We start from the raw sequence: 24411 nt of genomic DNA on the forward strand, positions 1-24411 counted from the left end.
GCTTATCCAATCCGCAGGGGGCACAGTTCCATATGCCTCAGCCTGTTCAGCGCTCGCGCGCGCGCGAGGCCGCAGTGTCAATCATAGTCCGGTAGCGACCGGTAAAAGCCATTTGAAAATGTGGGCTGCAAAGTGGGCTACGCCACCGGACCATACCTAAAATATTAATTCCTACAACGACTTATCGCAAAGAACTGGCGGAAGGGGTGGGATTCGAACCCACGGTGGAGTTGCCCCCACGGCGGTTTTCAAGACCGCTGCCTTAAACCACTCGGCCACCCTTCCAAGCCGTTGCCGCGCTTGGCTAATTTGCCTCGGCGAAGGGGCCTGAAAAGCGGCATTTGCTACCGCTTTGCTACCCAATCATCCGGCGGACCTGTCTATGGCCGCGCGGAGGGCAGCGTCAACCTTCGCGGCCGCGTCCTCCTGCATTCCCGGCAGCACGTGGCTGTACAGGTCGAGGGTGATCGCGATCGAGGAGTGGCCGAGGCGCTCCTGGGCGATCTTCGGATGCACGCCGTTCGCCAGCATCTGCGTCGCGTGGCTGTGTCGGAGGTCGTGAAATCGGACCCGCGGCAGCGTCTTCGAGAGGGCCAGGATGCGCGTGAACTCGTGCGTCAGGCTGTTCGGCTGGACTGGCCGACCGTCGGCCTGGGCGAACACGTGGTCGTCATCGGTCAGACGCACGCCCAGTTTCAGCAACTCTTCGGCCTGCCGAGCCCGATGCCGGCGCAGCTCCTCGACGGCCAGGGAGGGCAGCGCCACTCGGCGCGACCGCCCGCTCTTGGTGTCCTTGGTCCTGATGCCAGCCTTGGTCTGCTCGGTGCTCTCAACTATTGCGAGATGGCCGGTGGCGAAGTCGACCGCCCGCCACCGCATCGCCGTGACCTCGCCTCGACGCAGGCCACAGAGGACGCCGAGCAGGACCGGCACGAACATGCGGGTCTGCCGGAAATGGGCCAAGAGCGTCGCGGTCTCGTTCGCGTCCAGCGCTCGCATCTTGATCCGCTCAACCTTCGGCGGGTCGACGGCATCTGCGGGATTTCGAGCCAGGACGCGCCACTTCACGGCTTGCCCGAGCGCCTGGCGGAGGATCCGGTGCATGTGATGGACGCTGCGCGGCGCCAAGCCGCCGGTGCCGTCGCGACGCCCGCTGACGAGCGCCTTAGCGTAGGCCGCGGAGATTTGCTCCGGCCGGAGGCTGGTCAGCACCGCATTGCCGAGCAGCGGCACGATGTTCTTGCGGGCAAGCTCGGCATAGCGCTCGTGGCTGCGCGGCGAGATCAACGTGCGTACGTGCTCAAGCCACCGGTCAAGGAACGCCGCCACCGTCTCCTTGGCTGGCTCAACGTAGTCCCCTCCCCCGATTGCGGTGATGAGACGGGCACACTCCTTCTGCGCCTCGCGCTTAGTCCCGGCGAAAGTGTGCCACTTCCGCTTGCGCTTACCAGTCTCCGGATCCCGCAGGTCAAGGATGATCGCCCACTTGCCGGGCGAGCGCTCGCGGATGTGGCCTTTCATGAGTTACCGCCTTCCGTGAAGTCTTTGGTTGGCTTCAGGCGAGGTAGAACACGCATATCGCGTGCGGCAAATATCTTTGCGGCCTCTTCACGAGACGCGCCTTTGAGGTCGGCTGCAGCTTTTTTGCCAATTGCTGCCCATTCGTCGAGTTCGTTCCTGATGCCGACCTTGAAATTCTCGACCGTCTGAGCGGCGGTCAATTTAAGAACTTCGACAGCCTCATCACTCTCGTACCATGCAGATCCATAAGCATGCTCGATTTGTGCGACACTAGAGGCAAGTGATCGCGCAATCATGAAAACGTCATTACCCCAATCTTGCTTGAGGTAGTTCTGGACCGAGAGAGACGCCTCTAGACGAGCTTCTATCTCTTCGGAGACAGATCTGCCGTGTCTTGACGCAGAGATTTCAAGATCGGCTCGGAGTTCGTCGCGGAGCCGAACGGCTACAGGGCGACGCAGCCGTACTGCGTCAGGTTTAGCGGGGCGTCCACGACGTACCGCCTCGGCTTTCTTCGTCACCGCCACACTCTCCAATTTGATTTTCGTATCGTAGATCGTCGGTACGCTTATTGACAAGCCCTCACGTGCTGTCCATTTTCATAACGCCAATCGTCGTTTCGAAATTGGAGGCTTATATGACATCGGCATGTTTGGAGCGGACAGGCGCGAAAACGATCAGCATCGACGAGGCAGCTGCTTGGCTTGGGATCAGTCGTAACGGCGCCTACGAGGCCGCCAAGCGCGGCGAGATCCCGACGATCAAGATCGGACGGCTGCTGAAGGTACCGGTCGTACCGTTCGAACGGATGCTGGGGCTCTCCGTCAGCACGAGCGCGGAGGCCGCATAAGCCATGAAGCAAGAAACCCGCGCATCGCGCGGGGCGATGGCGGGTCTCGAATTGTCTGCTGTGGCGGCTGACAAGTTCGTAGATACCGCGAAGCCCCTCGCTCTTCAAGCATCCACGCTCGCTAAGCGCTTCGGATTGTCGCCGTCTATGGCGGCCGTCGTCGCTGATCTGGCTTTCTCAACCACTGACCGTTGGGGGCGCGCATGAGCGCCCCCCCTCAATCCCGACGACTTCGAATTTGGCGATCCGGACAAGTACCGGGCGCACATCGCCGAGCTGATGGCGCTCGTCAGCATGCGCGCCAACTTGGTCGGCGACTATGCCGTCCTGCGCGACGATGCCGGCCTCCGGTACTCTATGAAGTGCGCGGCCGCGGAATTCCGTGCCGCCTTGAACCTGCTCGGCGACCTGACCGAGCAGACCGAACGCGAGCGCCAGCGGCGGCAGCCCGCATCCCGCACCCATTCCAATCCGGAGGCGCGCCAATGAGAGCGCCACACTTTTCGGCTGAACTGGATCGGCTTGGCGAGCCCGATCCCGTGCCGTTCAGGCGCGATCCGCCGCGCATCGTCAGTTCGTCACCCATTACGCTTCGATGGCACGGCGAGGCGGACCCAGATGCTGATCGCGCCTGGCTAGTCCAGGACCTGATCAGCGAGACCGGCAAGGGGCTGATGCCTGGCCAGTGGGGCTGCGGGAAGACCTTCACGGCTATCGATCTGTCCGCGTCTGTGATGACGGGGCAGCCCTTCGCGGGGCGGCGTGTAGTCCGGCAGGGAGGAGTCCTGTTCGTGGCCTCTGAGGGGGCGTTCGAGATCCCGATCCGCCTGCGCGGCCTCGTGCAGGGTAAGCTCGGCTCCGATCCCGACGAGCACTTGCCCTTCGCCTGGATCGACGACTGCCCCCGCCTTCTCAGCACCGAGGCAGTTACCCAGCTTGTCGCTGTGGCGAAGGCCGCTGCCGAGCATCTACGCCAAGTGTTCGATCTGCCTCTTGCGCTGATCATCGCCGACACCGTCGCAGCAGCGGCCGGCTTCGGAGATGAGAACTCGGCCGCGGAAGCGCAGCGGGTGATGAACGCCATGGAGGCCCTAAGCCGTCAAACCGGCGCGTTCGTGCTCGGGGTCGATCACTTCGGGAAGACTACCGAGACCGGCACCAGGGGCTCCTCAGCCAAGGAGGCAGCTGCGGACGCGGTGCTTGCCGTCCTCGCAAACCGGGACGAGGGTGGCGCCATCAGCAACACGCGCATGGCGATCCGGAAGGTGCGCGGCGCCCGCTGCGGATACGAGATCCCCTTTGACCTGGAAGTGGTCACCGTCGGCGAGAACTACGACCGCGAGCCGATCACCACCTGCGTGGTGAACTGGCAGACGGATCGTACCTCTGCGGCGGCTGTCACGGCAGGCAAGGAGCGCTGGCCGACCTCCTCGAAGGTGTTCCGGCAAGCCGTGCTGACAAGCCTTGCCGACCATGGCATCCGCGCGTGGCCGTTCGGCAATGAAGCTGCCGAGGTCCGCGCCGTCCCGCTGCATGCCGTCAGGACGGCCTTCTTCGCCATCTACCCGGCCGATGGTGACGACGAAGCTAAGCGGGCTGAAGCCAAGCGCAAGGCGTTCAAGCGAGCCGTCGAGACCTGCCTCGGCCGCAGCTTGATCGGCTCGGTAGCCCTCAACGGCGTCGACCATCTCTGGCTGATTGAGGCGGCGGAATGAACGGCGCGACCGGACGGACAGGACAGATCCCTAGGGTTTTGTCCTGTCCGTCCGGTGCCGGACGCCGGACAAACGGGACATCTGTCCGAAGTGTCCGGTCTGTCCGATTAGGGCAGCCCAGATCCACGAGCGAGTCTTGCAACCGTCTAGGAGGGCCGAGCGTATAGAGCGCTACACCGTTCTTGGCCGACTTCCTCGGCAGTCTGCCTCGTGGATCTACCCGCAGCCTGCGTAGTGTGGCTGACATTCGGATGCCAACTCAAAGGTACGAAAGAGGGCATCTCAATCGTGATACCGGCAATGTGGCGCGCCTTTGATCCCATCTGCAAACTACTCGACTTTCGCTTTCCAATCCGGAACGGCGAAAAGCATGAACGCCTCCGAAATGTGCTTATGCCGACGCGCAAACTGATCCTATTAGGCGCACTTGGCGTTTTTTGGGCCGTGATCGTTAGCGCAATTGCTTACTATGTTGCGGCAAGCCTAAAGTAATCTATGAAAGATCTTCGGCAGTCTAAAGTGCATACAAAATAAGGGAAGTTAATCCCAGCTACGAAAGGTCGCTTTTGTCGCAACTAACATAGCATCGTTTTGCGCAGCTTCTCGTTGTACTCGTATAGCTCTTCCTCGCTCGTGAGCAGGTGGCGAGAGGCGGTGCGTTGAATGGCATATGTGCTGATTGCACTCCTTGGGGCCGCCTGTGGCGTGCTGCTCACTTGGTACCTTCTGATCCCAATCGTCACGCTGGTTGCGGTCGCGGCCGGTGTTGCCGGCGCGATTAAGGGTCACCCGATCGGAAGTGTACTGGCGGACACCGCCATTTTTGTCTGCATCTTGGAGGCAAGCTGGATCGCCTCGGTCTTTGTCGTCGCTCGCTTGCCGCACAGGCAAAGAAGGTCAGCTGAGTCTACCGATCAGGCGAGACGCTCGACGCATGGGCCTTCGGAGCACGAAGGGTGAGGCTTGGCTCAGGGTTTAAGCTCATGGTCCACGTCTTGATGAGCCGCTGATGTTCGTCCCACCCGAGGATCGCTCCATCCCACCTCAATGGGAGCCGCCACGGCGCCCGGATCCGAACGCCAGACGGCAGGAGAACGCCGCCATCACGCTCATCATCCTCGTGTCGATCTTGGCGCTGTTTGCGCCGATCGCGGGCGGAACGCTGGTCGGCGTAGCCGTCGCGCTGTTCGGGCACTGATTGGGCGGACTGGTCCCGGACTGGTCCGGGGCTGTCCCACTGTCCCACGCACTAGAGGCTGTTATGAACCTGTGGCCAGTTGAGCGGCCTGTCTGAGCATGAGGCAGACGAAAGCGACGAGGTGCAGGTCTGCCAGGGTGCTGGCATAGCGCTCGTAATCTTTGACGAGCCTGCGGAAGCGGGTCGCCCAGGCAAAGGAGCGCTCCACGACCCAACGGCGTGGGAGCAGCACGAAGCCGCGCTTGGCCTCTGGCAGCTTCACCACCTCCAGTTCGATGCCGTGCTCGCGGGCTGCCGTGGCCGGCTTCTCACCGGTATAGCCCTGATCGGCGAAGGCGACCTCGACGCTCTCACCGGTGGCTGCCTGCACGGCCTTGGCGAGCCGGCCCACCTGGGCCCGATCATCGGCATCGGCGGGCGTGACGTGCAGCGCCAGGAGATGGCCGAGGGTGTCCACCGCCATGTGCAGCTTCGAGCCCTTCTTGCGCTTGGCCCCATCGTAGCCGGCCCGCTCGCCGCTCTCGGGCGAGGAGCGCAAAGTCCGGCTGTCGAGCACGGCCGCGCTCGGCTCCGGGGCCCGGCCTGCAGCCATGCGCAGCACCGCGCGCAGATCCTCGGCCAGTTGCTCGAAGCAGCCAGCTGATAGCCAGCGCTGGGCCTGCTGATACACGACAAACCAAGGCGGCAGATCATGCGGCATCAGCCGCCACGGGCAGCCGCTCCTGACGACGTAGCGCAGCCCGTTGAACACCTCGCGCAACGCGTGCTCGCGCTGACCGGCATCCTCGCGCAGCAGCGTCAGGTAGGGCGCGACCAGCGCCCACTCCTCATCGGAAACGTCGGACGGATACGGCTTGCGGGCAGGGCTCATCCCAGCCCATCTGAGCATCAGACCCACCCAGGTCCATAACAGCCTCTAGGGATGGGACGAGTGGGACACTTTCCGTGCTCGAATTTCAGGATAGGTGAAACACGCCGGACAAACGGGACATCTGTTCAGAACGTCCGGTTTGTCCGCTGCTCCTCATTGGTGCAGCGCTCAGCCGATCACAAGATAGACCAGCAGGAGTGCCGCGACTGCGCCGGCAACAGCGATGCCGAGCAGAACTGGGCTGGCGAGCTGGTCGCCGGAGTCCACGTCCTCACCCACGCGGTGCACGGGCCTGTTGGCCGCTCCGCTGCTCGCCGAGCTGGTGTTCACGTCCGGGTAGATCCGCGGGGCCATGGAGTCCTCCTGCTAGTAGGAGGTTCAACCCGCGTTAGCCTGGATTGGTGCGGCCGCAGTTACCAGACGTGCTCAGCCACGAGCTGCCCGCTCTGATCGAACGTGCCCTGCCACCCGCCGTCGTACAGATGAACGGTGATGCGTGAACTACCCACGTCCGCCAAACTTCCAGGGACGATCAGAACCCTGGCATTCCCCTCGATGACGCAGCGCTCCAGGGCTGTCGTGCTCACACCGAGCCGGTGCGCCACATCTTCTGGATCAACAATCCAGCTTCTGGGGAGATCGGGATCAAGCCTCATCGGAAAAGGCCTCCGTCGGAACACTGAACGCGATCTAACGCTAGGGACCGTCGCCCTCTTCCTCCAAATTGAGGAGAGCTACCGTTCGACCGATGCGTCAGACGTCAGACTTGCCGGGCCGGCATCCAGCGCGACATGAACCGCGGTGGCCGGACGACATTGGCGCCGTCCTGTGTCGATTGCTCATCTTCGGGCAGCAGTGACGCAATCAGCTCCAGCAAGTCGTCCCTTTCCGGGCCTCGGAACAGGACGAGGAACGAGCCGAGGTCTATCTGAACCTCAGGATCAGTCTCGCAGGAGCGGTGCAGCACATAAGGCTGTCCAGTCGTCAGATCGCGGGTCAACGCATACCGGTCACCGCGCGGGCCGACGTGAAACTCTCTCGCCACACGTGGCGCCTGCCCAATCATGGCTCCCTCTTCGCAAAACTGGACAACCAAGCTGCGACATATTGGCATGAAATCTTGGGATCAAACATAACATACGACAACAATGGATAACTAGGGACGACGGCAGGTTCTATCTGCGAGTTCGAGGCAAGACATCAGCATCTTGTCGAAGCAGCATAGATGAAGCAGGTATCTGGGTACGCAGTGATTGAGGCGTAGCCACATCATGACCAATCCTCTCCGACGAGATGCTTTGCTCCGGCTGAAGGTCGAAACCGATCTCGCCCAAGCGGTAGAAGCCACCGCCCGCCAGCGCGGTCAGACTATGTCCGAGTTCACGCGCCAGAGCCTACGCGCTCATCTTGCCCGTCATGGTGTTCGGCTCAGTCCGGACGACGGCCCGCGCACCCCGCCGGCCGCGCCCGCCCTCGCTCGTGCGGCTTGAGGGAGATCGGCATGAACATGATCCCCACCGTCTCCGTCCGTCACAATCGCCACGACGGCAACGTTGCGCCGCACGTCACACTCGGTCCTAGCTACATTGACCGTCAGCCGGCGCCGCTCGCGCCGCGTACGGTCGCCCAGATCCTCCTGGACCGCGATGCCGCTCTGGCAGAGCGCGAGGCTCTGGAAGCCAGCCGCGCGGATCTGGTGTTGAACGGTTCGGCGGAAGACCTGCTCGCCCTCGATACCCGGATCGCCTTGGCCAAGATCAAGCAGGATCAGGCCGAGACCCAGCACGCTGTTGCGATAAGCGCCGAGGCCGAGGCCAGAGCTGAGGCGGAGGCCGAGCAGGTCCGCCGCAGGGCCCTCCGCAAAGCTGGCATGAAGGCTTCCGCCGAGGTTGCCAAGCTCGCTGACCAGTACCTCGCGATGGCTACGGCGTTGGCCGACCTTTTGGGCCGGCTCCGCGAACACGAGCGGGTGATCGCCGAAGCCAACCAGAACCTGCCGGAAGGCGCTGAGCCAGTGCCGCCGGGCGAGCCCCACAACGGCAATCCCGGTACGCCCAGCTACTACGAGACGCAGTACGATGTCGTGCGCTTGAACCCGGACGGCTCCCGGGCTGGTGTCACGAGCACTCCCGGCAAGCTGGTCGAGAAGCGGATCCCCAAAGAGGTCTGCATCCCTGCCACGCCGAGCATTCCGCACACCCCCTCAGCGGCCGCCCTTACTTGCCCGGCCTTGGTGCCGACGCGTCGCCGATCTGGGGCGCCCGTCACTACATCAACGGAGAAACCCGATGAGCATCGAACGAGGCAATGCCGGCGAGCACACCGCGTTCTGGCGCCGTGTCCTCAACAAGCCTGAGCCGGTGACCGCTGAGCGCAAGCCGACCCAGGCTGAGCGCTTTGCGGCGTGGTCGGCGCAGAACCGCCAGAACGAAGCCAAGGCCACTCAGACCCGCGCGGTCGCCGAGCAGACTCGGCGCGAACTCCACACGCCCGGTGCTGCCTACAAGGTCGGTGCCGAGCGCTTTGCAATGGACGGCACCCGCTGGAAGCGCGTGGCCTGACACGGAATTGCGTGGGCAGACCCGCAAGGGCCTCCTTCACCCGCGCCATTGAGGGCGATGCAGTCAGCCCAACAGCGACAAGCCAGCCTGTCCTCCAAGCCATGGGAGAGGATCCAAGGCCAGCGCGACTGCACCCCGTCGACCAAGCGACGGACCATCGGAGATCGCGGCGGAGTAGTGCCTGCTGCGGTCTCCCTCCACGGCAGTCCGGAGAGCCATCATGGCGAGCACGAAGCCCAAGGCCCTCACCTCTACGGGCGATGCTCATCACGCAGCGGTGGTCCTTTGCCTGCCTTGATGAACCTGCCGACGAACAGACCAATCGGGATCGAGAGCAGCAACCAGTTCCGCAGAAACCGAAGCACCTTCAGCATGGACCGTTCCTTCACTGCCGCGGGATCAACAGAGCACACCGAAGGGAGTGCCATCGCGACCATCGCCCAGGGAGGGTGTCCGGTCAGAGATGCCCCGGGGAGAGTCCCTGGGTCCCTTCCAGGGGTGGTCAAGCCCGAGGGTCCGCGCGAGCAAAGCTTCTGTCTAGGTGCAACCGCTGAAAACCATGCAACGCGCAACATGCAACTCACGCAACATGGCAACGACTGAGACCAGAGCCGCTTTCGGTCGCCGTCATGGTGTGAACCGTTCGACGGTCGGCCGCTGGGAAGCCAAGGGCTGGATCGTGCTGACGGTCGACGGGCTGGTGAACGTTGAGGCGTCGGAGCGGCTGCTGGGCGGCCGGGCGGAAACCTACCGCGGCGGCAAGGCCAAGGGGCCGAGCGCGCAGAAGGACCGTCCCAGTTTTACCCCGGATCTGGGGAATAGTTCGGCTCAGGATCCGCTGGCGCTTGCGCAAGCCGGCCTTGCCGAGGTGATCCGCGCGATTGGCCCCTATGCCGCGCGCATGGCGGTGGAGTTCGGCGCGCCGTTGCAGGTCGCCTACGGGCTCGACCAGGCTGTTGCCGTCGAGGCCGATGGCATCGCAGCTCGGTTCCTGGCCCGGAACGGTCACCCTGATACGGCCAGCGGCTACGGAGCGCTGGAGAGCCTAGGCCTCGATTTCGCGGAGGCGGACTGGGCCGCGCTCGCCAAAGCCGCTGGCGCCCGGCTCGACCTCGACGCGCTCGATGCCTGGTTCACCGGCACGGCCTACTGGCGATCGCCAGCTGAGGCTTCGGCATGACCGAGCAGCCGGCGCCTCAGCTCGTACCCACGAACGACCCGCCGCGCATCGGCGAGATCAGAACCCTGCTCGGCGTGTCCCTGCGCTGGGACGGCAGCAAGTGGCAGAAGGTGACCGCCCATGGCTGATGAAGCTTTGAGAATGCGGGCGGAAATCGAGGATCGATTTTCCGGCCCCTTGAAGAGTCTGAGGGCTCAGCTGCTCGACACCAGCCGCCAAGGCGCGGCGCACGGCGAGGCTCTGGCGAAGGGGCTGAACAAGGCCGAGGCCGCCGCCCAGGCGACTGCGAACACCGCCAAGACAGTCTTGAACCCGGCGCTGGCCGCGATCGGCGTCACGGGCCTCGACACGGGCGTGGCGGTGGCCGGCGTCGTGAACGCGCTGAATAGCTTGGGCAGCAGCTTGTCGAGCCTCGGGCAGCTCGGACGTGAGACCGGCATGGCGGCCGATCAGCTGCGCGTGTTCCAGTCAGTGGCCGGCAAATTCGGCGTTTCGGGTGACGCTTCCTCGGCCGCCGCGAAGACCTTCTCTCAGAACATGCGCGACATCCGCCGCGGCGTCGGTGAGACCATGGGGTTCCTCAATGATCCAGGTCTTGACCTCGGGTTTCAGTTCAAGGCGTCGAGCGGGACGTTGCTGCCTTCGAGGATGAGCGCCGCCGGTAGCCGTCCCTATCCACGTCTCCCCGAAGTGCATGCGGTTCTTCGGGCGAGGGACGGCCGCGTCAGTAGATAGGACCTGCTGGCGCGGCCAACCCCACAACTTTGATGAGTATCGGTCGCTGACATGCCCAAGCCGCAGGAAGTCGCCTCGATCAAGGTCAAGGGCAAGACCTACAAGAACTGGCAGACGGTCTCGGTCACCCGGTCAGGCGTCGACCTGTTCCCGAAATTCGCCTTCACCGCGGCGGCCCCGGCCGAGAGTGCGCCGGACTTCGCATCCATGAAGCTCGGTATCGGTGATCCTTGCGAGGTGATCCTCGGCGGGCGCCGGCCGTCTCCGAGGGCCGCATCACCGGCCGGCAGCCGGCCTACGATGCCCGAGAGCATGGCCTGCAGATCACCGGCACAACCCGCTCGCAGGTGATAGCCCGCTCGGTCGCCGACCACGAGAAGGGCGAGTTCAAGAACTATAGCCTCAGCCAGATCGCGAACTCGGTGCTGAAGCCCTACGGCGTCAAGTTCAGCCTGAAGGGCGACACGTCCGGCGCAGATAAACCGTTCCCAAAGGTCAACGTCCTGGCCGGCGAAAGCGTGTTCGCCTTCATCGAGCGCCTCTGCCGGTTCCGGAACATCTACCTGTTGCCCGGCCAGGGTGCGGACATCGTCGGTTACCGGCTGAAGGCCCAGGCTGGCGCTATCGCCGAGCTGGAGGAAGGCCGCAACATCCTCGCGGCCAATGCCGTCTTCGACTACGCGGACGCCTTCTCCGAGATCCAGTCCGTCGGCCAGCAGCCGGGCAACGATCAGACCTTCGGCGACGCCTCCCGGGACGTGACCGCCACGGTGAAGAACTCGGCGGTCACCGAGCATGCGCCCTACCACTTGATCGCTGAGATGCCGGGCGATCAGGCCGACATGCGGATGCGGGCCCAGCACGAGAACGGGTTCAATCTCGCCAACCAGATCAACGTGAACATCAAGGTCCAGGGCTGGTTCAAGGACCAGAACAGCCTCTGGCTAGAGCACATCGGCGATGTCGTGTCGGTCTACTCGCCGATGTTGTTCACCAAGGACCGCATGCAGTTGGCGATCCAGGCCGTGACTTCTTCTCAGGGCCCGCAGGGCACCACCACCGACATCAACCTCGTCCTGCCGGAAGCCTTCAACGGCGGCGGCGGGTCCAGTCCGGCGGGGCTCAGGACTCCGGCGGCACCCCGGCAGGGCTCTACACCTGAGCGCCCGCACAGACATAGGAGGCCGGCATGGCTGATGAGACCTTGCGGATGCAGGCCGAGGTGGTCGACCGGTTCTCCGGCCCGTTGAAGAGCCTGCGCGCGCAGCTGCTTGATGTCTCCCGGCAGGGGGCCAGCCACGGCGAAACCTTGGCCAAGGGTATGGGCAAGGCCGAGGCGGCGATCCAGTCCACGGCCCGCTCAGCGACGACGGTCCTGAACCCCGCGCTGGCGACGGTGGGCGTCACCGGCCTGACGGCGGGCGCCGCGGTGGCTGGCGTGGCGATGTCGCTGAGCAAACTGTCCAGCAACCTGTCGAGCCTCGGCGCCCTGTCGCGCGAGACAGGCGTGGCGGCCGGTACGCTGCAGACCTTGGGCGCTGTCGCCCGCAAATTCGGGCTGGAGCAGGATGCGGTAGCCGCCGGCACCAAGACGTTCGCCGGGAACATGCGCGAGTTCTCCCGCGGGATCGGCGAGACCTATCAGTGGCTCAACCGGCAGGGCACCGACGCTGCCGGGCGCCAAGCCTTTCAGGACTTTGCCAAGGACATCCGTGGCACCTCGGATGAAGGCGAGAAGCTCCGGAAGAGCCTCACCTTCATGGAGACGATCAAGAACCCTGTCGAGCGGGGCATCTTCGCCCAGCACGTGTTCGGCAACGCGGACTTTGGGCGGCTCGCGGATGAACACCTCGGCAAGATCGCTGATGTCTGGAACGCGCAGAAGGAACGGCTCGGTCCGCTCGACCCGAAGGCGATCCTGCAGGCCGAGAAGTTCGAGCAGGCCATCGCCGACCTGCGGACCTCGATGCAGACGATCGGCACCACGATCGCCCGCGAGGTGCTGCCGTTCGCGTCGGAGTTCACCCAGTGGGTGGACGGCTTGGCCAAGGACCAGCGCGGCGACTTCGTGAAGGGCCTCCGGGGTGGCCTTCAGGACATCAGTCGCGAGCTGAACGCGATCGACTGGAAGGGCGCCGGCAACTCCGCGAAGGAGATGCTGGTCTCAACCACCATGCTGGTCCGGCCACTCGCCGATAGCGTGAAAGAGATCGCAGCGGCGATCCGCTCGTTCAACGAGGGTAACTACGTCGAGTCGTTCCGGCACCTTGATGGGGGCAGCGGTCCGCTCGCGCGCCGCCTTGCCCCCATGAAGGGTGACGACGAGATTGCGGCCCAGGAGGACGTGGATCGCCTCCGGAAGCTGCGGGACGTGGCGAAGGAAGCCTCGGACCACCTGATTGGCCGTACGCAGCAGCGGATGGGCCTGATCGACACCCCGGAGGCCGCGCAGCAGAAGCTCACTGCGGCAGAAGCCGAGCTGGCTCGCCTGAAGGCTCGCACGCCGGAGCAGCGCGACCGCGACTTCAAGGAGTCGTCGGAGAAGCTGCGCCGCTCGATTGACGGCCTGTCGGAAACGATCAAGCAGCAGCAGGGCGCCACGGCTCAGAAAAGCTCCGCAGACGGCGACGGGCCATTTGCGGGGGCTCGGGTCCAGACTGCCGCGTTCGGGGGCGGGGGCGGCTTCGGGCGGCTGCCTGGGCTCGGTCGAGGCGCCAACCTGCCGGGCGGCGGCTCTGGGCCGGGCTATAGCGGAGAACAGGGGCCTGCTGGCCAGGGGCTCGGCGGTGGGCGCCTCAACGGTCTCGGTGGCGGTGCGCCTCGGCTCCCCAGTGTGGGGGGCGATGAGTCCGGGACCTACACCGGAAACGACGGCCGCCGGGCGGCGCGCGGGCGCCTGTCCGCAGCAGGGCGTTCTCGCATAGCCTCGTGGTTGGAGTTCCTGCAGCGCCCTGTGTCCGAGGGCGGCGAGGGCATGCCATTGGGCAAGGCCCAGGCGACAATCGCTATGATGCAAGGCGAGTCGGGCCTGAACCTGGATCCCGGCATCGTGGGCGACAGCGGGCACGCCCATGGCACGGCGCAGTGGAGCGATGCCAAGGGCAATCCTCGCTTCCCGCTGCTCCAGAGGTACGCCGCGTCTCAGGGCAAGCCGTGGACAGACGTCGGCGTTCAGCAGCAGTACCACCGCATGGAGATGCTGGGCCTGCCGGGCGCTGTCAGCCACAACCGCGCCTATCGCGCCATGATGGCCGCTCCTACGGATGAGGACACTTTGCGCGAGGGGATCGACAAGTTCGAGAACCCTCAGAAGAAGGGCCTTGCGTTTGCAATCCGCAGGCCCTTCCTCGACCGCCTGCGTCGGGATCAGGCCGGGGCGACAGCAGGGCGGCTGCCCAGCCTTGCCGGTGACAGCGATTTCCTGCCGAACGGCGCCCCTCGGGTGCTGAAGCCAAACAGCATGAAGGATGCGCCCGGTCTCACCGCGGAGGACGCCAACCGTCTTCGCGGCGGTCGAGCCGACGGTGAGGCCTGGGCAGCCCGGGAGAAGGCCAGGAAGGCCTTCGAGGCCATGCAGCAGGGCGAGGGCCGCCTCGACGCCTCAGCCGGCAGGGCTGGCATCGTGGCCACGCCGAAGGTCGAGAACAACGGCTCGGTGGTGGTCAACGTCCACAAGGCTGGCGCCGACGCTCGGGTCACGACCTCGACCGCCGGCAACCTATTCCGCGACGTGGTTCAGAACCATGGGAGGCAGATGGCGAAGGCGGACGGGGGTGACGAGACCACTTCAGACCGCCCGGCTCCGGCCGAGGCGGTTTTTTCCGTGCGCGGCCGGGTTGATTGACTAATCTTCCTGCGCGAGACTTCTATTCGCGACAGGCTAACGGTCGCGCGTCGGCAGGGCAGTGCCGTGTCGGTGGTCAACGGTCCGTTTCGGTGCGGCCCCGCCGACGCACTTGCATTCAGCCCGCCCGGTCCGACGGCGCGGGCTTTCTTGTGCCGTGCCATTGGGCAGACTCAAGTCGAACCTAGATGCGTGCATCGAGTTTGCAGCATGAGGTCGCCGATCACGGAGGCGTGGGTGCCGCGCTACTTCTTCGACATTCACGACGGGCAGTTTCAGCGTGACGAAGAGGGAGTTGAGTGTGCGGACTTCGAGGCAGCACGCCGGGAGGCCGTGGCCAGCCTGCCCGAGATGGCACGCTTCGTCCTACCGAACGATAGCGACACGCATGCTTTCACCGTTCTGGTCCGCGATGAGGGCGGTGTCATCGTCTACACAGCGACCCTGACGTTCGCTGGGCTTGCACTCACTAACGAAGCCACATCTTAGGCTTAGAGTTGTCGCCTTAGGTAGGCTGACCTACGTTGAGGGCACCGTCAGCAGATACCTTCCAGGCGCTGATGGCTGGAAGGGAAACGCTTCCGCCTGCCACGGCGAGGTGCCATGTCCGCTCCCCAGAACGCCGCCCTTGATCGGCTGATCCGGAAGCTTGATGGCATCACGGGCCTATCCGATGCTGACAAGCAGGCCATCCGGGGCTTGCCCGTCACGGTCAAGTCCATCGGACCTAGCGGCGTTATCCTCCGCGAGAGCGATCCATCCCTGTATTGCTGCTTCATCCTCGACGGCTGGACCTACTGTCAGCAATCGCTCAAAGACGGCAGGCGCCAGGTCGTCTCGATACACGTCCCCGGCGACATGCCCGACCTCCAGGGCCTTCACCTGCCCGCCCCTGATTTCGGCATGGTGGCGTTGACCGGAGCTACCGTCGCCTTCCTCCCGCACACGGAATTACGGGCGCTGGTAGCAGCCTTTCCTACCGTGGCGGCCGTGCTCTGGCGCGAGACGCTGATCACTGCCGCCACCCATCGCGCTTGGATCACGGGCCTCGGCCGCCGGGATGCGCAAGGGCGGCTCGCGCACCTATTCTGCGAGTTGTACGCCCGGCTGGCGGCGGCCGGCCTCAACGATGGAGACACCATCCCGATGCCGTTGCGGCAGACCGACATCGCGGACGTGCTCGGGCTGACCAGCGTTCACGTGAACCGGGTGATGCGGGACCTGCGCACTGAGAACTTGGTCCGCCTGCGGAACCGCAGGTTGGAGATCCAGGACCGGCCAGCCTTGCGCGCCCTAGCGGAGTTCAACCCGCACTATCTACATCTGCCAAACGCCAGCGCCCATTCATAGCGGCTCACGCACTGGTGAGACCGGACACCCCCCGCCTCTCGGCAGCGACGACGAGAGCGAGGGCGGCGAGGGCGTAGCGCATCTCGGCGAGCGCTCAGGCGTGGAGAGCGATAGGCGAAGACCGCTCGAAGATCACATCGGCGTTCTGCCAATGGTGTATCGCGGCCAGGGGAGCCAGATCCAAATTAGGATCCAATACATAGACTCGGATCAGGCTGGGATTTTCTGCGCGGTCTTGCACAGCCATAGCCTGCCACGGCTGCAGCCCAAGGTATTGGAGCAATTTAGCACCAGGATTGTTGAAGTCTGGCATGGCTCACACCCCATGGCTTGATACTAGGCTTACTCCGAGTTCGTTAAGCGTCGGTTCCAGCGGCAAGCAGATAGAAAAACTTGAAGAGCCGGCCGCGATCAGACCGACTGCAAACTGCCCATCCTCAGTCACCACCAGCGATCCACTGTCCCCGGGCTGGGAGAACTGCTGCCCTCCATCTCCTACGATGGCCAATCCACCTCCAATATACACCAAAGCCTTAAACCGGTCAGCATTGTAAGGAATTGGTACCGGAGCAGATTGCACCCCGCGCACCGTCCCACGCGTCAGTCCCGTGGTGCGTCCCACTTTCATAACGCGTACGCCGGCAGTCGGCACCATAATTTGGGCCGGCGTGTCGTACGTGCCATCCCCCTGCATCGATGTGACCCGATCTGGATTAACGACCTCGAAGATGGCGGCATCATGCAACTGTGCCGGGATGATGCGAGGGTCTCCGCTCAGGATCGGAATGGATCGGCTGTGCCGCCCCAGTGTCTCAGGAACTGGGTGAGTGCGGTCAGGCGAGGCGTCGAACGGAGCTGGCGACAGGATTGGCATCCCGTCTTCCATGTGGTTGCACCCACCTGTCACGTGGTTGTTTGACAGACCGAAGAGGCCGCCTGCGCGATCTTGAACCAAGCAGCCGAGACTGCCCGCCCCGTGGATCGAAGCTGGGTGGATCGAGCTACCGCAAGCAATTCGGCCGTTGTGCCGATAAGACCGCTTAGTGGTCGGCGGCTGAGGGGGAGCCGGGGAGGGTTGCTCTGCAATTGAGCTGAGCCGATCCAGTGCACCGTGACCCCTTCAATAAGGTGGGGCAGCCCCTTAGATCGCGTGGCCGGGATTGCACCCTTGGTGCAGATCGTCACAGAATTGGACGACTCGTCATGAAAGACTGCGGTCACCATGAGGCGACTTAGAAGCTGATCGGAGCCGTCTGGTAGATCTGTTTCAGGCTTCGGAGGAAAGAGAGCAGATAGGGGCCTTCTGCTGCCCGGGGAGTCGAAGTCGTCGTTAACCAAAAACCCGTTGGACTTCGCCCACTCATAGAAGGCCAGGCCGATATCTGCGGCGTCTGCCATGATTTATTCTCTTTGGGGTAGCGGCGAGCGTCGTTCTGGGCGCCGCCAACAGCGAAGCTGACAAGCTTCCTTAGGGTAGGACGCCGCACGCAATCAACTGCAGGTAGTCACAAACAGCGGGGACTATTGGCCGCTGGAAACCTCAGAGCTGCCTGCCTGTTTCCGCAGCCGTACCCCCGGCCCCTCGCCGTTCTCGCCGATGAAGATGACGCCAGCGCCTTCGAGAGCGGCTTGCAGCTTGGCACCAGTATCGGCGCGGCCGCCGATTGGGCCGTCTGTCGCCTCTAGCCGCGCCAGGGTCGGGTACGACACCCCGGAAGCCTTCGCGAGGTCCGCCTGCGACCACGCCAGAAGCGCGCGAGCTGCCTTCACCTGCCGGACAGAGAGCACGCGGTCGCCTCTTCGATAGAATTTCTATTGACAGCCTGCATCGGCCGAACGATATATATTCTATCAGACACGGCTGGCGAGAGCAACGCGGCCGAGGCCTGACGCCTGCGCGAAAGCGCAGTCCCACGCACATTCCTGAAGCCTTCAGCCCCGGAGAACACCGGTTATGGCAACGCTCTCTCTCGCCCTGAAGCCCTTATTATCCAGGCCCCGCAGCCCGCAGCCCTTATTAGACCAGGGGCTCGGCCGGCAGCCGGGCCCCGTCACCATCGCTCTCGCGGCCATGCGGTCCGCGGATCCAGATCTGGATCGGCAGCGGCTCCGCGAACTGCGCCGCCGGATCGCCGACCGGATCGAGGCGGACATCGCCTTATTAGATGCTCTCGACGGCGACACGGACCTTGAGGACGAGAACGAGCACGGTGGCGACATCCAGGACGAGCCACACGATCCTGAGGAGGACATGGGCGCCGAGGAGGACGAGGGCGTCGTCGGCCTCGTCGCCTTCGACGGCACCAACTACCGGAGGGTGCGGTCATGAAGGAACGCAACCCTGCCTTCGAGGTCGTCTCTCGCATGGAAGACGACGTTGCCAGCGTCGCGCGCTGGGCCGAGGTCTTAGGCCTGCTTGGCTCCACTCCTCACATGATCGACCCGAGCGCCATCCATGCCATTGCCGAACCGATCAGGGATATCGGCAAGCGACTCAATGAGCAGTGGAGTGAGGCGTTCGACATCGTGGCAGGTCGGCGATGAGTGCCGCCACCCGCCGCGCTGCTCTCGGCGCCATCCTCGCCGCCCCGCTGGCATCCGTGCCGGCAGAGGCGATTGTCCCGGCGCCGGGACAATCCGACCTCGCCCATGCCTGTGAGTGGGCTTCCGATCACTGGCACAGCATCAGTCCGCGATGCCGCGCGGAGAACTGGGACGACGATAAGCTGGATGCCGAGATGGACCTCTATGACGAGGTGTTCGAACGCGCACTGGCTGAGCCGTCTGCAACTCTCGCCGACCTGAAGGCTAAGGCTCGCCTTTGCCTGACTGACTTCGAGGCGCACGCGTTCCCCTTCCGGAACCCGGAGGACAACTCGGAGCCGGATGACGGGACGAAGATGGTGCTGATGGTCCTGCGGGAGGTGATCAAGCTATGCGCCTGATCTACGCCTTCCTCGCCGTCCGGATGCTCCGGCTCGCCCGCTTCGACCTCGCCCGGTCGGAACGCCTCTACCGTGATGGCGATGAGGCCTTCGAGCGGTCGCGAGAGCGGGTGCGGCTGGCCGAAGCTCTGGCAGATCGGGCGGACCTGCGGCCGCTGGCAGCGATGCGGTGATGCAGGCGCCCAGTTGGCGTCTGCATCCACGCCCGCCCGGGTGAGTTTGAGGGGCACACGAGGGACGGGCGTGGAGATCGGCTTGAGCCGACCAACTCAGGTTATGCTATGCGCCCGCTACAAGTCCAACATATGTGAGGATCTTGGCTCCGCCGAATGACGCACCTTGACCCTAAAACTTGGCATCCACGCCCGCGCTAGCAGCTTGAGGGGCTCACCAGGCTGCGGGCGTGGAGATCAACCGAGGTCGATGCGTCATCCCTATGGAGAGCTGCGGCAGACGGTCGTCTTCATTTGATGCCCTTACGAACGCCGCTCGCGCATCCGGTGCAGGCGTTAAGCTTAGGCGCCTTGCGCGAGCCAGCCGAGAACCGTCGCGCAGCGCTCAGCTTGGTCGCGGGTCAGTCCAGAGGCCATGACCTCACCGTTCCGGCAGACCACGAAGGTACCGTCGTCAATCGCGCGGATCTTGATTGAGGCCATCGTCGCCGCTCTGCACCGGTCTAGCCGGCGGTGCGCAAGCTACGATTGTCGGACCTGGAAGTTGCCGGTCGCTAGGAGTTTTCGACAGGCAAATCCGCTGAGACAGCCTCGGTCGGCGGCGCACGCGTCTCGTTCGTAGTGGCTGGCAGACGGGAACAGACCGCGTCCGTTTGCTACCGCTTTTGCTACCCAATTCGGTAGCACGGGCCGGGATGGAACAAGATGGAAACGGCGCCACGGGTCTAAAATACCCGACAGATCAGCGCGTTATGACACAGGATGGGACTAAGCGAGATGGCCGAGAGCGAATTTCAAGACCGCTGCCTTAAACCACTCGGCCACCCTTCCCGGCGGCTTCCGCGACTGCACGGTTACGGCCCCGGCGGAGGGTGCGTCAACCGGAGAACAAGCGGTTGACCTCCCGCAACATTCCGCCTATCTCACCGCCCACGCCTGAAGCCGCTGAATGCAGCACGGGCGGCGCCCAGCCGTCCGCGTGCCAGACGGGCCGGGCCTAAAGCCGATTGGGGGATAGTTTAACGGTAGAACGGTGGACTCTGACTCCTCTAGTCCTGGTTCGAATCCAGGTCCCCCAGCCACCACATCAGCCCGCCCGATCAGCGATCCGGCGGGTTTTTTCTTGTCCCAAACTCACCAGATCTCGTTCGGCATCCCTACAGGGATCAAGCGCGCTCAAATCTGCGCTCGGGCCGCCGGCCGAGGTTGGGTCTTTCCATTTCGCGCAGGAAACACCCCATCCTCTCGTTGACGCACCTCGCCGACGCCGCCTAGATCAAGCCATGCGCTGGCGCCTGCACCAGACTGTACGGAGCCGCGCGGCCATAGGATTGCTCGCGCTCTACGCGCTGCTGCTTCAGGCGTTCCTCGGTTACGCCACGCCCACCGAAGCCATCCTGGGGACCGGTGCGGTGCTCTGCGCCGAACACCCGGCCGACGCTTCGGGCGGCGGGACGGTCAACAAACACATCCATCCCTGCTGCACCGTGGTCCAGGCTTGGGCCTTGGCGTTGCCGAGCCTCGAACCGGCCGCGTCGGCATGGCCCTCCGCACCGATGGTCCGCCTCGCCTGGCGTCCCGAAGCCGAGCTTCCGAAAACCGGACCACCGCAGTGCGACGGCACCGCACGAGGTCCCCCCGAAGCTTGACGATCCCGTTCGCTGATCGCTCAAGCTCGGATAGCCTTTTCCATGTCGATCCTTCTGCACGGCAGCGCCCCCGCATACGGGGCGCGCGCCGCCTTGCGAATCTCGCGCGACGCCGTCTATCGGGCGGTCTGGCGCTGGCACTTCTATGCCGGCCTGCTGTGCCTGCCGTTCCTGATCAGCCTGTCGGCGACCGGCGCGCTCTACCTGTTCAAGGACGAGATCAACGGCAGCCTGTTCGCCTACCGCACCCAGGTCGTCCCGCAGGCCGTGCCCGCTCTCGGGCCGGACCGGCTGATCTTCAACGCCGTGCAGGCCGTGCCGGACGCGGCGCCCCTCTCCTACAGCGACCCCGCGACGCCCGATAGCAGCGCGGTGGTGACGCTGGCCTCGGGCGTGCGCCGGATCCTGGTCTACCTGGATCCCTATACCGGCGACGTGCTCGACCGCGTCGCGCGCGATGCGGAGTTCATGAATGTAGTGCGCGGGCTGCACAGCCTCGCCTATCTCGGAGCGTACGCGAACGCCGTGATCGAGGTGGTTGCGGGCTTCGCCGTCATCCTGGTGGTGACCGGGGCCTACCTGTGGTGGCCGCGCGGTCGGGGCGGCGTGGTCAGCGTACGCGGCACGCCGCGACACCGCGTGTGGTGGCGCGACCTCCACGCGGTGACCGGCCTCGTGGCCGGCGCGGGCCTGCTGTTCCTGGCGCTCACCGGACTGCCGTGGTCAATCTGGTGGGGCCAGCAGCTGCGCACGTGGTCGAACGCCGCCGGGCTCGGCCAACCCGCCGCGCTCTGGTCGAATCGGCCGGTCTCGACGGTGCCGCTGCGCGAGCGCCTGTCGGAGCCCGGCTGGACGCTGCAGGACGCGCCGGTGCCGCGCTCGGGAGCCGCGCCCGCGGCGGGCACCATCGGGATCGATGAAGCCGCCGCGATCCTCGTCCGGCTCGGCATGCCCCGCGGCTACGAATTGGCGCTTCCGGTCGGAGCGGATGGGGTCTACGCGGCATCGGTCTACCCGCACGACGTCACCCGCCAGCGGGTGATCGCGCTCGATCAGTATACCGGCGCACCGCTGCTCGACGTCCATTTCGCCGATCTGGGCCCGGTCGGCCGGGCCATCCAGTACGGGATCGGCATCCACAAGGGCGAGCACTGGGGCCGCGCGAACCAGCTCGCCATGCTGGCCTTCTGCCTCGCCACGATCCTGCTCGCCGTGACCGCCGGGACGATGTGGTGGAAGCGCCGCCCCGCCGGCGGCCTCGGCGTGCCGCCCTGGCCGCGGGACCGGCGCGTCGCCCTAACGGTGACCGCCCTGGTCGCCGTTCTCGGAGCCCTATTCCCGCTCACCGGCCTGGCAATCCTCGCCATGCTCGGGCTCGACCTCGCCGCGCAGCGGGTCCGCAAGCGGCCCCGCGCCTGATCGCGACGCCCTTCCGCGGCGACAGAGCCGCGCCATCGATCAGACGAGACCAGATCATGTCCACCCGACACGCTGCCCTGTGGGGCGGCCCCCTCGCGCTGCTGCTCGCCGGCACCCCGGCGGCCCTGGCGCAGACCTCGATCAGACTGGACGAACTGTCCGTCGAGGGTGAGGCATCGCCGGCCAAGGGCCGGGACGCGGCCGTTCCCTTCGGCGTGGCCGCGCCTCCGGGCTCGGCGCCCTCGGTGATCGAGCATCCAGCCGGCGAGATCGTCACCAGCATCGGTCGGACCAACACCATCGCGGACCGCCCGGCGACCAGCATCGGCGCGGTGCTGGCGAACAGCCCGGGCGTCACCGTGCGGCAGGGCAATGGCGGCCGAGACGTGATCATCTCGATCCGGGGCAACAATGCCCGCTCGACCGGGGTGATCAAGAACACCGTCGTGCTGGAGGACGGCTTCATTCTCACGCAGCCGGACGGCGCGGCCCGGTTCGACCTGACGGATCCCCGCGCCTACAGCCGCATCGACGTGTTCCGCGGACCGCAATCGCCGCTCTTCGGCAACTACGCGACCGGGGGCGCGATCGCGTTCCGGACCCGCACCGGACGGGAGATCGACGGCTACGAGATCGGCGTCGATGCCGGCAGCTTCGGCTACCTCAGCAATTACTTCACCGTCGGCGGCGTCAGCGGGCCGTTCGAGATCAGCCTGTTCGCCAGCGACGTGCGGGCCAACGGCTATCAGGACCACGCGAGCTACGACACGCAGACCATCAACCTTCTGGCGAGCTACACCCCGACGCCGGACAACCGCTTCACCCTGAAGGTGATCAACAACACCCTCGACACCAATCTTCCGGCACGCGCGTCGCTGGCGCAGTACCGGGTCAACCCCTACCAGCGGGGCTGCGCCGCGCTAGCGAGCGCGGCGCCGGGCTGCACCACCTTCAACCTGTTCAGCAACGGCGCCTTCGGCGCCACCGTCCCGGTCACCGCCGACGAGGGCGGCTTCGGGCGCAACGACCGCCGGACTATCGTGGCGGCGCGCTGGGAGCACGATCTCGACGCCTTCACCACCTGGCGCACGCAGCTCGGCTTCGACGAGCGCAACTTCAACCAGCCGTTCTACACGACCTCCTCGCGCGGCTCGTATCCGTCCTGGAACTTCCTCACGGATGTGACACGGCGCGGCGACCTCTTCGGACTGCCGGCCACGGGCTACGTGGCCCTCGCCTACAACACGATCGACAATCACATCACCGCCTTCAACCGCGCGCCCTATGGCGGCCCCCGCCTCGGGGCGCTGATCGGCGATCAGGGCGCCGTGCAGTCCAATCTCGGCGGCCGGGCTCGGCTCGAACTCGCCCTGTCGGACCAGTGGACCGGGATCGTCGGCCTCAGCGCCGAGAGCACCGCGATCACGGGCCGCAATCTCGCCTACAGCTACGCGTCGAGCGGTACGACCCGGACCTTCGCGGCCGTCGATCGGACCTTCCTCAACGTGGCCCCGGAGCTGGCGCTGGTCTACCGGCCGGATAAAGCCTGGGCGCTGCGCGGCCGGGTCGCCACCGGCTACACCACGCCGGCGGCAAGCAATCTGTTCATCACGCCGGCCGGGCTGCCCGGCAACAACACGCAGCTCCAGACGCAGCAGAACCTGGGCTTCGATCTCGGCGCGGAGTGGAGCCCGGTCGAGACCCTGCGGCTCAGCGTGACCGGCTTCTACGAGTTCTTCCGCAACGAGCTGGTCTCTCAATCACCGGGGGCCGGCCTCCTCCCCTACACGTTCAACGCGCCGGCCTCCGAACATCGGGGCCTGGAGGTCGGGGCGGACTGGGCCTTCGCGCCGGGCTGGCGTGGGGTTCTGGCCTATACCTTCGACGACCAGATCTACACGCGCTACACGGAGCAGCTCAGCGCCGGCAGCCTGACGCGCCGCTTCGACCGGGCCGGCAACCAGATCCCCGGCGTTCCGGCCCACCAGCTCCTCGCGCGTCTCGGCTACGACGTGCCGAGCGGCCCGCTCGCCGGTTTGGGCGGCTTTGTCGAGACCGTGGTCCAGGGCGACTTCTATCTCGACAATGCCAACTTGCTGAAGGCGCCCGGATATGCGGTCGTCAATGCCAACGTGCATTACGCGACCGAGCTGACCGGCGGGTACGCGAAGCGGCTGAGCGTCTATCTCGAGGTCCGGAACGTCTTCGGCACCACCTATGTGGCCTCGGCCCAGAATCTCGCCAACACGATCAGCGGGACGAGCGGTCTCCAGAACAATGCGGCTACTCTGGCGACAACCACGGGATCAGTTTTCGCAGGTGCGCCCCGGAACATCGTGGGCGGCATGCGGCTGGCATTTTGATAACCGCACTTGGGCCTGCGCGTGGTGCGCGGTCCGG

General features: G+C 65.1%; 33 protein-coding genes and 2 tRNA genes. 22 read left to right on the forward strand and 13 right to left on the reverse strand.

Annotated features, from left to right (window positions below; genetic code table 11):
• Positions 1-195: 195 nt before the first annotated feature.
• The 3 genes from M6G65_RS18520 to M6G65_RS18530 all read right to left on the reverse strand — a co-directional run bounded on the left by M6G65_RS18520 (position 196) and on the right by M6G65_RS18530 (position 2042).
• A tRNA-Ser gene (locus M6G65_RS18520) sits at positions 196-285 on the reverse strand.
• A 78-nt stretch (positions 286-363) separates the two neighbouring features.
• The gene (locus M6G65_RS18525; protein ID WP_238195130.1) at positions 364-1521 is read right to left on the reverse strand and encodes a tyrosine-type recombinase/integrase; all 1158 of its coding nucleotides are present in this window, start codon (positions 1519-1521) and stop codon (positions 364-366) included.
• Positions 1518-2042: a hypothetical protein gene (locus M6G65_RS18530; RefSeq protein ID WP_238195131.1), complete on the reverse strand. Its 525-nt coding sequence runs from the start codon at positions 2040-2042 to the stop codon at positions 1518-1520. The genes M6G65_RS18525 and M6G65_RS18530 overlap by 4 nt, the downstream gene beginning before the upstream one ends.
• 65 nt (positions 2043-2107) lie before the next feature.
• Between M6G65_RS18530 and M6G65_RS18535 the strand changes: the two genes are divergently transcribed.
• The 4 genes from M6G65_RS18535 to M6G65_RS18550 all read left to right on the forward strand — a co-directional run bounded on the left by M6G65_RS18535 (position 2108) and on the right by M6G65_RS18550 (position 5284).
• Positions 2108-2371: a helix-turn-helix domain-containing protein gene (locus tag M6G65_RS18535; RefSeq protein WP_238195132.1), complete on the forward strand. Its 264-nt coding sequence runs from the start codon at positions 2108-2110 to the stop codon at positions 2369-2371.
• A gap of 279 nt (positions 2372-2650) precedes the next feature.
• Entirely contained in the window at positions 2651-2860 is a 210-nt protein-coding gene (locus tag M6G65_RS18540; protein WP_250102686.1) for a hypothetical protein, read from the forward strand.
• The gene (locus M6G65_RS18545; RefSeq protein WP_250102687.1) at positions 2857-4086 is read left to right on the forward strand and encodes an ATP-binding protein; all 1230 of its coding nucleotides are present in this window, start codon (positions 2857-2859) and stop codon (positions 4084-4086) included. Before M6G65_RS18540 ends, M6G65_RS18545 begins: the two co-directional genes overlap by 4 nt.
• A 1009-nt stretch (positions 4087-5095) precedes the next feature.
• Complete coding sequence (locus tag M6G65_RS18550) at positions 5096-5284, forward strand: hypothetical protein (protein ID WP_238195135.1); 189 nt, start codon at positions 5096-5098, stop codon at positions 5282-5284.
• Positions 5285-5345: 61 nt separating this feature from the next.
• On the opposite strand, the gene M6G65_RS18555 is transcribed toward M6G65_RS18550, so the two are convergent.
• From M6G65_RS18555 to M6G65_RS18570, 4 genes are all read right to left on the reverse strand, one after another.
• Positions 5346-6155, reverse strand: coding sequence for an IS5 family transposase (locus M6G65_RS18555; protein ID WP_250102688.1), 810 nt, complete (start codon positions 6153-6155; stop codon positions 5346-5348).
• 168 nt (positions 6156-6323) lie between these two features.
• Positions 6324-6509: a hypothetical protein gene (locus M6G65_RS18560; protein WP_238199277.1), complete on the reverse strand. Its 186-nt coding sequence runs from the start codon at positions 6507-6509 to the stop codon at positions 6324-6326.
• A gap of 59 nt (positions 6510-6568) precedes the next feature.
• Positions 6569-6811 (reverse strand): hypothetical protein, encoded by a 243-nt coding sequence (locus tag M6G65_RS18565; protein WP_238199272.1) that lies wholly within the window; start codon positions 6809-6811, stop codon positions 6569-6571.
• A gap of 104 nt (positions 6812-6915) precedes the next feature.
• Positions 6916-7155 carry a hypothetical protein gene (locus tag M6G65_RS18570; RefSeq protein ID WP_238199270.1) on the reverse strand — a complete coding sequence of 80 codons (240 nt, stop codon included), beginning with the start codon at positions 7153-7155 and terminating at the stop codon, positions 6916-6918.
• 501 nt (positions 7156-7656) lie between these two features.
• Between M6G65_RS18570 and M6G65_RS18575 the strand changes: the two genes are divergently transcribed.
• On the forward strand, positions 7657-8511 hold the full coding sequence (locus M6G65_RS18575) for a hypothetical protein (protein WP_250102689.1): 855 nt from the start codon (positions 7657-7659) through the stop codon (positions 8509-8511).
• Positions 8444-8716: a hypothetical protein gene (locus tag M6G65_RS18580; protein WP_250102690.1), complete on the forward strand. Its 273-nt coding sequence runs from the start codon at positions 8444-8446 to the stop codon at positions 8714-8716. The genes M6G65_RS18575 and M6G65_RS18580 overlap by 68 nt, the downstream gene beginning before the upstream one ends.
• Positions 8717-8967: 251 nt before the next feature.
• Here M6G65_RS18580 and M6G65_RS33510 read toward each other — a convergent pair whose 3' ends face one another.
• Positions 8968-9090 carry a hypothetical protein gene (locus M6G65_RS33510; protein ID WP_283214903.1) on the reverse strand — a complete coding sequence of 41 codons (123 nt, stop codon included), beginning with the start codon at positions 9088-9090 and terminating at the stop codon, positions 8968-8970.
• A 260-nt stretch (positions 9091-9350) separates the two neighbouring features.
• On the opposite strand from M6G65_RS33510, the gene M6G65_RS18585 reads away from it, so the two are divergent.
• From M6G65_RS18585 to M6G65_RS18615, 8 genes are all read left to right on the forward strand, one after another.
• Positions 9351-9896, forward strand: coding sequence for a hypothetical protein (locus tag M6G65_RS18585; RefSeq protein ID WP_238199267.1), 546 nt, complete (start codon positions 9351-9353; stop codon positions 9894-9896).
• Positions 9893-10024 carry a hypothetical protein gene (locus M6G65_RS33515; protein ID WP_283214902.1) on the forward strand — a complete coding sequence of 44 codons (132 nt, stop codon included), beginning with the start codon at positions 9893-9895 and terminating at the stop codon, positions 10022-10024. The genes M6G65_RS18585 and M6G65_RS33515 overlap by 4 nt, the downstream gene beginning before the upstream one ends.
• Positions 10017-10631 carry a hypothetical protein gene (locus M6G65_RS18590; protein ID WP_238199266.1) on the forward strand — a complete coding sequence of 205 codons (615 nt, stop codon included), beginning with the start codon at positions 10017-10019 and terminating at the stop codon, positions 10629-10631. The genes M6G65_RS33515 and M6G65_RS18590 overlap by 8 nt, the downstream gene beginning before the upstream one ends.
• 51 nt (positions 10632-10682) lie before the next feature.
• A complete protein-coding gene (locus M6G65_RS18595; RefSeq protein WP_250102691.1) occupies positions 10683-10982 on the forward strand; it encodes a hypothetical protein in 300 nt (99 codons plus the stop codon).
• Positions 10979-11881 (forward strand): phage baseplate assembly protein, encoded by a 903-nt coding sequence (locus M6G65_RS18600; RefSeq protein WP_250102692.1) that lies wholly within the window; start codon positions 10979-10981, stop codon positions 11879-11881. Before M6G65_RS18595 ends, M6G65_RS18600 begins: the two co-directional genes overlap by 4 nt.
• The gene (locus M6G65_RS18605) at positions 11821-14475 is read left to right on the forward strand and encodes a phage tail tip lysozyme (RefSeq protein ID WP_250102693.1); all 2655 of its coding nucleotides are present in this window, start codon (positions 11821-11823) and stop codon (positions 14473-14475) included. Before M6G65_RS18600 ends, M6G65_RS18605 begins: the two co-directional genes overlap by 61 nt.
• Positions 14476-14712: 237 nt before the next feature.
• Entirely contained in the window at positions 14713-14964 is a 252-nt protein-coding gene (locus M6G65_RS18610; protein WP_238199263.1) for a DUF6894 family protein, read from the forward strand.
• Between the two features lie 114 nt (positions 14965-15078).
• Entirely contained in the window at positions 15079-15825 is a 747-nt protein-coding gene (locus M6G65_RS18615) for a Crp/Fnr family transcriptional regulator (RefSeq protein WP_238199262.1), read from the forward strand.
• A gap of 94 nt (positions 15826-15919) precedes the next feature.
• Here the strand turns inward: M6G65_RS18615 and M6G65_RS18620 are convergent, their stop codons facing one another.
• The 4 genes from M6G65_RS18620 to M6G65_RS18635 all read right to left on the reverse strand — a co-directional run bounded on the left by M6G65_RS18620 (position 15920) and on the right by M6G65_RS18635 (position 17613).
• Positions 15920-16138: a hypothetical protein gene (locus M6G65_RS18620; RefSeq protein ID WP_238199261.1), complete on the reverse strand. Its 219-nt coding sequence runs from the start codon at positions 16136-16138 to the stop codon at positions 15920-15922.
• Positions 16139-16141: 3 nt separating this feature from the next.
• Complete coding sequence (locus M6G65_RS18625; protein ID WP_250102694.1) at positions 16142-16711, reverse strand: S1 family peptidase; 570 nt, start codon at positions 16709-16711, stop codon at positions 16142-16144.
• Between the two features lie 17 nt (positions 16712-16728).
• Positions 16729-17223: a hypothetical protein gene (locus M6G65_RS18630; RefSeq protein ID WP_250102695.1), complete on the reverse strand. Its 495-nt coding sequence runs from the start codon at positions 17221-17223 to the stop codon at positions 16729-16731.
• A 123-nt stretch (positions 17224-17346) separates the two neighbouring features.
• Positions 17347-17613 carry a helix-turn-helix domain-containing protein gene (locus tag M6G65_RS18635; RefSeq protein WP_250102696.1) on the reverse strand — a complete coding sequence of 89 codons (267 nt, stop codon included), beginning with the start codon at positions 17611-17613 and terminating at the stop codon, positions 17347-17349.
• Between the two features lie 166 nt (positions 17614-17779).
• Between M6G65_RS18635 and M6G65_RS18640 the strand changes: the two genes are divergently transcribed.
• Genes M6G65_RS18640 through M6G65_RS18655 form a run of 4 tightly spaced genes read left to right on the forward strand, consistent with a single transcriptional unit; the run spans position 17780 to position 18943 of the window.
• Positions 17780-18154: a hypothetical protein gene (locus M6G65_RS18640; RefSeq protein WP_238199257.1), complete on the forward strand. Its 375-nt coding sequence runs from the start codon at positions 17780-17782 to the stop codon at positions 18152-18154.
• A complete protein-coding gene (locus M6G65_RS18645; RefSeq protein WP_238199256.1) occupies positions 18151-18369 on the forward strand; it encodes a hypothetical protein in 219 nt (72 codons plus the stop codon). The genes M6G65_RS18640 and M6G65_RS18645 overlap by 4 nt, the downstream gene beginning before the upstream one ends.
• The gene (locus M6G65_RS18650; protein WP_238199255.1) at positions 18366-18770 is read left to right on the forward strand and encodes a hypothetical protein; all 405 of its coding nucleotides are present in this window, start codon (positions 18366-18368) and stop codon (positions 18768-18770) included. The genes M6G65_RS18645 and M6G65_RS18650 overlap by 4 nt, the downstream gene beginning before the upstream one ends.
• A complete protein-coding gene (locus tag M6G65_RS18655; RefSeq protein WP_238199254.1) occupies positions 18761-18943 on the forward strand; it encodes a hypothetical protein in 183 nt (60 codons plus the stop codon). Before M6G65_RS18650 ends, M6G65_RS18655 begins: the two co-directional genes overlap by 10 nt.
• 342 nt (positions 18944-19285) lie before the next feature.
• Here M6G65_RS18655 and M6G65_RS18660 read toward each other — a convergent pair whose 3' ends face one another.
• Complete coding sequence (locus tag M6G65_RS18660; protein WP_238199253.1) at positions 19286-19426, reverse strand: hypothetical protein; 141 nt, start codon at positions 19424-19426, stop codon at positions 19286-19288.
• 525 nt (positions 19427-19951) lie between these two features.
• Between M6G65_RS18660 and M6G65_RS18665 the strand changes: the two genes are divergently transcribed.
• The 4 genes from M6G65_RS18665 to M6G65_RS18680 all read left to right on the forward strand — a co-directional run bounded on the left by M6G65_RS18665 (position 19952) and on the right by M6G65_RS18680 (position 24374).
• A tRNA-Gln gene (locus M6G65_RS18665) sits at positions 19952-20025 on the forward strand.
• Between the two features lie 201 nt (positions 20026-20226).
• A complete protein-coding gene (locus M6G65_RS18670; RefSeq protein ID WP_238199252.1) occupies positions 20227-20592 on the forward strand; it encodes a hypothetical protein in 366 nt (121 codons plus the stop codon).
• A gap of 42 nt (positions 20593-20634) precedes the next feature.
• The gene (locus M6G65_RS18675; protein ID WP_238199251.1) at positions 20635-22011 is read left to right on the forward strand and encodes a PepSY-associated TM helix domain-containing protein; all 1377 of its coding nucleotides are present in this window, start codon (positions 20635-20637) and stop codon (positions 22009-22011) included.
• A gap of 56 nt (positions 22012-22067) precedes the next feature.
• On the forward strand, positions 22068-24374 hold the full coding sequence (locus M6G65_RS18680; RefSeq protein WP_238199249.1) for a TonB-dependent receptor family protein: 2307 nt from the start codon (positions 22068-22070) through the stop codon (positions 24372-24374).
• The last annotated feature ends 37 nt before the right edge of the window (positions 24375-24411 follow it).

Origin of the sequence: Methylobacterium tardum, assembly GCF_023546765.1 — a bacterium.
GTDB lineage: Bacteria > Pseudomonadota > Alphaproteobacteria > Rhizobiales > Beijerinckiaceae > Methylobacterium > Methylobacterium tardum.